The organism is Mesorhizobium sp. M7A.F.Ca.ET.027.02.1.1, assembly GCF_004022985.1.
In the GTDB taxonomy this organism is placed as follows: domain Bacteria; phylum Pseudomonadota; class Alphaproteobacteria; order Rhizobiales; family Rhizobiaceae; genus Mesorhizobium.
Window position 1 is genome coordinate 1 of sequence record NZ_RZOL01000457.1, and the last position, 4,548, is coordinate 4,548.

Genomic DNA, 4,548 nt, shown 5'->3' on the forward strand with positions numbered 1-4,548 from the left:
ACAGGAAACTGGTTCGCCGCAGCGCCGCGCCAACCCAACCGCTTGGCGCTGCCGCGAACCCATCATAAGGGGGAAAACTGTTACCTATCTATCCGGTTCAAACTGTTACCCATCTATCGGCTGGACACTGGCCGCGACGCCGGCATTCTTCCCGCAACGCTGGAGATTGGCGAAATCGCCGATGACAGCACCCCTCTCCCCGTCACTATACGGGGAGAGGATGCCGGCAGGCAGGTGAGGGGCGGCGCAGACGCTGGCCATTATGAACGGTCGCTGTGACGCTGTAGGATTATCCGGGTGGATCCTGGCGTCACGAGCCTGGAATCTTCGAAGACTGTTCCTCTTGCACGCCAACGATCTCCCTATATTCCCGCACTTCGCCATCGAGCCCGCGCAGCCGCCAGCTCTCCCCCTGCCTGCCCTCGACATGACAGGGCCCGATCGGCACCTTGCCGCCGCCTTCCGGCAGGTCGAGCACATAGACGGGGTTGCAGATGCCCGACAGCCGCGCCCGCAGCGCTTCAGTCAGCGCCTGTCCCTGCGCGATCGTCGTGCGCCGGTGCGCCATGCCGCGCGCGAGGTCGCCATGGTGCAGGTAGTAGGGTTTGACGCCGAGGCGGTACATCAGCTCGCGGCAGAGCTCCTCCAGCGCCTCGATGCTGTCGTTGACACCCTTGAGCAAAACGCTCTGGTTGAGCAGCACGAACCCGGCTTGCCGAAGCGTGCGGCAGGCCACCTCGGTGGCGCCGGTGATTTCACGCGCGTGATTGAAATGGGTGACGACAGTGACCATCAGCCGGCCCTGCAGCGCCGCGACGAGCCCTGATGTAATGCGCGACGGCAGCACCACCGGCACGCGCGTATGGATGCGCAGCAGCCGTACATGGGGGATCGCTTCTATGCGCGCGAAGATTTCGGCCAGCGCCTTGTCGGGCAGCGACAGCGGATCGCCGCCGGTCAGGATCACCTCGCGGATTTCGGGGTGGTCCGCGATATAGGCCAGCGCCGGCTCCAGCGCCTCATGCGTATAGCCACGACCGATCGAGGTCAGCGATTCCTTGCGGAAGCAGAACCGGCAATAGACCGCGCATTGATAGGTCGGGAACAGCAGCACCCGGTCGGCATGGCGGTGCGTCAATCGCGGCACCGGGCTGAAGTCATGGTCGGCGATCGGATCGTCGAGCTCGCCTTCCACCTCCTCCAGTTCTTGCGGAGAGGGGATGACCTGCGCCCGGATCGGATCGGCCGGGTCGTTCCAGTCGATCAGGTCGAGATAGGCTTTGGGCGCGCGCACCTTGTGGTTCACCGCCGCGGCCTGGGCGGCTGCGCGCTCGGCTGGGGACAACGGGAGGGACGCCAGGTCGCGCACGTGGCGCACGCCGGCGCGGACGTCCGCCTGCCAGGCGGTGTCGGGATCGGCGGCGCGTGCATTGTGGAGGTTGGTATCTGAAGTCATCAGGGTTCTCGGGGGGGGGCAGTTTCTGGCGGAGCTATCGGCCGGATGGCCATGCGGGTCAACCTTCTGGGGTGGTCGCCGCCATCAAATCAACCGCCTGCAAATCCGTAGGTATTTAGCCAAAATGGCACTATTCTGCGCAGTCTGGGCTTCAGGGAAAACGAATGGACTTCAGCACAGGCCATGGTTACCTGCTCATCGGCGGCCTCATCCTGGTCGGTACTGGGCTGCTCATCCTGTCGCTGATCGTCAATCTGCGCGTCGCCCACAGTGTGCGCGACGACGTGCGCCATCGCGAAAAGCTGCTGGAATACCACCGCAACATCTTCTCGCAGTTGGGCGTGATCCTGATCGGCATCGGCGTGTCGCTGTTCATCTTCTTTTTCCAGCAGAATTACCAAGACCAGCGCAGACGCGAAGCGGATCTTCAGCAGGTTCTAGCCAAGCTGGCGGCGCGCATCGCTCGCGGCGCTCCCCTCGTCGAGTCACTTGGCGAATTCGACGCGCTGCTGGATGACGGCGGGGCCTATATTAGTCCCGAACTTGGTGGAACCAACGCCGCCATCGGCGCGCAGGGAGCGGAGCTTGGCAAGCAGATCCGCGAAATCCTGCTGGTTGAGCGCGACGTCGACATCCGGGACTTCGACATCCTCAACCTGTCGCGCGATTTCGAGTCGTCGTTCGTCGTCAACGAGCTCGATCCGACGCTATGGTTCGACATCGTGCGCGACGAGAGCGAGATCAAATATGCCATCACCCAACTCACCCTCGACTACAAGGACCTGCAGGATGCGATCGGCGGCGAGCCGATCGAGGTTGCGATCGCCAATCCTGAAACGGAGCGCAAGATCAAGCACGAGGTGCTCGACATCTTCTACGATGCTGACCTCTTGCGCCAGCGCAGCAGGCGATTTCTTGGCCGCGCGTGCTGGCTTCTCAGCCACGGACGCAGCTTTGTCAGTCTTGCACCGGTCGACGCGATCGAAGCCGATGCGAGGTCACATCAGGAATGGATAGACAGGTCGAAGCCCTTGCTGGCGCAGACGAAATCGGGCAACGGCGATTGCTTCAAACTGCTCCGATACGGCCCCGCATCCTGACTCCCGGCGGCACCCTTCGATTTGGAAGTCAGTCCCCCACACGTTGCAGCGTGCCGAGATGATTGTCGTCGAGAAAACCTACGGTCATGGCCGACGCCTTGTCGTCAGCGCCGACCACAAAACTTACACCCGAGGGGCTATCCGGCGTCTCCGCGTCGGGGAAGGTCAGGAAAAGGTCACCGTCGAAATGCCTCAATGAGTAGGACCGGCCGGCGGCCGGGCCTACCCTGAGCACAAGGTGGTCTCCCGCTTCCGACACAATCGCGTCGCCGATGAAGTCGTTGGCGTACCGGCCGGCATAGACACTGCCCGGCGCGGCTGGCCGTGGCGGAGACGGCGGCGCGGCATAGGCGGCCTTGGCCGCCGCGACCGCCGGACCGAACAGGCCCGCATAGATATCATTCCACGCCTTGACCCAGTCCTTCTCGACGTTACCGTCGAAGACGAGATCGGCGAAGCTGTCGGACAATCCCTCCGGCAGGCCAGTCGGAAAGGCGTTGGCGACGATGACGATGCCCAGCTTCTCCTTTGGGAAGACTGTCACCAGGGTACGTGCGCCGACGCTGAAGGCGCCGGCGTGGCCCCAGCTCAGGCCGTGTCGGCCGAATTCGACATTCCAGCCGAGGCCGTAGAACGATGCGCCGCCGGAGACGGGGTTGTTGCCGCGCGCTATCAGCGGAACATGCGTCTGGCTTAGCGCATCGGCGGCAATCAGTGTCTTGCCTGCATAAACGCCGTTGCCGAGGATGAGGCGCACCCATTGCGAGAGGTCACGTGCCGTAGAGCTGACGCCGCCGGCGGGCGCCTGCGCATCCGGATTGCGCTCTATCCTCGCGGCCCAGGCGCCATCAACCTTGACGTGAAGCGCGGCGCGGTTGGTTTGCTTGACGAAGTCCGAATGACGGGAACTGGTCGAGGCCATGCCAAGCGGACGGTAGAGCTTCTCCTCGGCGACCTCCTCCCAGGGCTTTCCTGTCGGTGTCGCGGCTGCCACGGCACCCTCTGTCAATCCGAAATTGCTGTAGGCATACCCGGCGCGAAAGCTCGACGATGGTGGCACGAACCGCAGGCGATGCAGTATCGCGACGCGGTCGTAGCCAATGTCCTCGAGGTCGTCTCCGGCGGTGCCCGGAAGCCCGCTGCGATGCGAAAACAGGTCGCGGACGGTGAGTTGGCTTGCCGGATAAGGATCAGCCAACCGGAAGGCCGGATCGAGATCGGCGATCTTCGAATCCCAGGACACGATCCTGTCGCTAACCAACGCCGCCACGACGGTGGCGGAAACCGGTTTGGAAAGGGAGGCGATCTGGAACACCGTGTCGGCGTCGACGGTCTCTGGCTTGCCGGCCTCGCGATGCCCAAAACCCTTGAGGAAGATCACCTCGTCATCGCGCACGACGCCGATGGCGAGACCGGGTACAGCACCGTCCGCTACGGCGGCTTCGGCAAGCGCTTCGAGCTTCGACAGGGCAGCAGTGATGCGCTCCGGCGTGAGGGTATCGGCCGGCGCCGTGCGCGGCCAAAGCGCCATTGCGGCGATGAAGACCCAAACCCTCCACTGACAGAGATTCCGATTCAGCCGCATGCACAAGCCTCCTCCCAAGCATTCACAAGGCCATGATACAGGCCCGCACGGGTGAGGCCAGCCCTTCTCGGGCCATTCGCGCAACCGGACGGTCGATCTCCTGATCGGCCGCGCCGACGACGTCATCGCCTCTGCCGGGCTACCGCATCGACGTCGAAAGCGCGCTGATCGAACATTCGGCGGTCAACGAGGCAGCCGTCGTCGGGGTGCCCGACCCGCAGCGCACCGAAATCGTCAAGGCCTTCGTCGTTCTGGCGCCCGCCTTTCAAGGCAGCGAGGCGCTGGCCGAGGAACTGGCGCAGCATGTCCGCAAGCGCCTCTCGGCCCACGCCTATCCGCGCGAGGTCGAGCTCGTCAGCGAGTTGCCGAAGACACCCAGCGGCAAAATTCAGCGGTTCCTGCTGAGG

Annotated in this window: 4 protein-coding genes and 1 pseudogene; 3 read left to right on the forward strand and 2 right to left on the reverse strand. The window is 63.8% G+C overall.

Annotated features, from left to right (window positions below; translation table 11 throughout):
- The coding region (locus tag EN749_RS38305; protein ID WP_210214740.1) for a hypothetical protein at positions 1-279 on the forward strand (279 nt) is incomplete at its 5' end.
- A gap of 31 nt (positions 280-310) precedes the next feature.
- On the opposite strand, the gene EN749_RS31130 is transcribed toward EN749_RS38305, so the two are convergent.
- A complete protein-coding gene (locus tag EN749_RS31130; RefSeq protein WP_127397103.1) occupies positions 311-1,456 on the reverse strand; it encodes a KamA family radical SAM protein in 1,146 nt (381 codons plus the stop codon).
- A gap of 164 nt (positions 1,457-1,620) precedes the next feature.
- Between EN749_RS31130 and EN749_RS31135 the strand changes: the two genes are divergently transcribed.
- Entirely contained in the window at positions 1,621-2,556 is a 936-nt protein-coding gene (locus tag EN749_RS31135; protein ID WP_127397102.1) for a hypothetical protein, read from the forward strand.
- Positions 2,557-2,584: 28 nt separating this feature from the next.
- Here EN749_RS31135 and EN749_RS31140 read toward each other — a convergent pair whose 3' ends face one another.
- The gene (locus tag EN749_RS31140; protein WP_128364594.1) at positions 2,585-4,141 is read right to left on the reverse strand and encodes a serine hydrolase; all 1,557 of its coding nucleotides are present in this window, start codon (positions 4,139-4,141) and stop codon (positions 2,585-2,587) included.
- Positions 4,142-4,244: 103 nt separating this feature from the next.
- Here EN749_RS31140 and EN749_RS31145 point away from each other — a divergent pair.
- Positions 4,245-4,548, forward strand: a pseudogene (locus tag EN749_RS31145) (AMP-binding protein); the annotation flags it as partial.